The 1,059-nt window shown below is 36.6% G+C and carries 2 protein-coding genes; one reads left to right on the top strand and one right to left on the bottom strand.

Features of this window, described 5'->3' with window-relative positions; genetic code table 11:
• The first annotated feature begins 300 nt into the window (after positions 1-300).
• On the top strand, positions 301-513 hold the full coding sequence (locus ACRCJ0_RS15045) for a hypothetical protein (protein ID WP_431391014.1): 213 nt from the start codon (positions 301-303) through the stop codon (positions 511-513).
• A 395-nt stretch (positions 514-908) separates the two neighbouring features.
• On the opposite strand, the gene ACRCJ0_RS15040 is transcribed toward ACRCJ0_RS15045, so the two are convergent.
• On the bottom strand, positions 909-1,052 hold the full coding sequence (locus ACRCJ0_RS15040; protein ID WP_431391015.1) for a hypothetical protein: 144 nt from the start codon (positions 1,050-1,052) through the stop codon (positions 909-911).
• Positions 1,053-1,059: the final 7 nt, after the last annotated feature.

Below are 1,059 nucleotides of genomic sequence, written 5' to 3'. Positions count from 1 at the left end.
GTTCATCTTATTATTTGATGATTACGAAAAGCAATTAAAACATCAGCTTACTGGAGAGAAAATTGCTACATATTTCTTTGTTACACTGGCCCCTTATATTTCTTCTAAACACACAATCAGTAAAACGATTGCTTTAGAGGAAATGATTGATTTATTTCTGCACGGGATTATCTAATAGAATAAGTTGTTTTTTCCGAGAAATCCTCCCGACTACCGGGTCAAAAAAAGAGATTGTTCTGAGAGGTTTTAGATTAGTTCAATAGGTAGTTGGGCAGTGGTGCATACAAGGAGGTCATTTAAATGTTATCAATCATTACAACAGCTCTAAGCGTGTTTGCATTTGTTATTGTTTCTTTCATGCTATGGTTTTATTTTAAACCATTCTTTATAGGTCTAGGGCTTATATTCTTAGCCTTTGCTGTAGTATGCATGATCATAGGAGCAGTTAAGGAGTTCAATGCAGGGCGTTCTGCTAAAGACAAAGAAAAGCAGGGGCAAGAGCAGGACCTGTAGCATCAACAATAATAACTATACTATGGAGCTTAGCAGTTTATACTGCTGGCTCTTTTTATTGTGTATAGGCCTCTCTATGCCTGTATAAGACCCTGCATGCTCTCTTGCACTTATGCCCTAATATGTTGAAATATGATATATGTCATAAAAGTATTTTTAAGGGCCATTATAGGCGTTTTAATAGCTTGCAAGGTATTATTTTTATGCTAGTTGACGTCTAAAAGCTCTTATACAGACTTATTTTGCCTCTAGTGAGGGATCAGGGAGGGATAATACCACTTATGGAGCAACAATAGTATTAGGGCATAAAAAAACCAGGTAATCTAATGATTACCTGGCAGACATTACTCATCAGTCCTATTTGACGAAGAGCCTTTATCTTTATTATAGGTTTATTACTCTACTGATGCTAAGAAGTGGTAAACTGGTTGGCCACCGTCTACAATTTCAACTTCAATATCTTTGTTAGCCGATTCGACTGCTTCAGCGATTGATTCTGCTGTTGCTTGGTCGGTTTCTTCACCAAAGATTAAAGTCACTAACTCT

Source organism: Aerococcus sp. L_32, from assembly GCF_050689315.1.
This window is presented reverse-complemented; position numbering and strand designations above follow the sequence as displayed.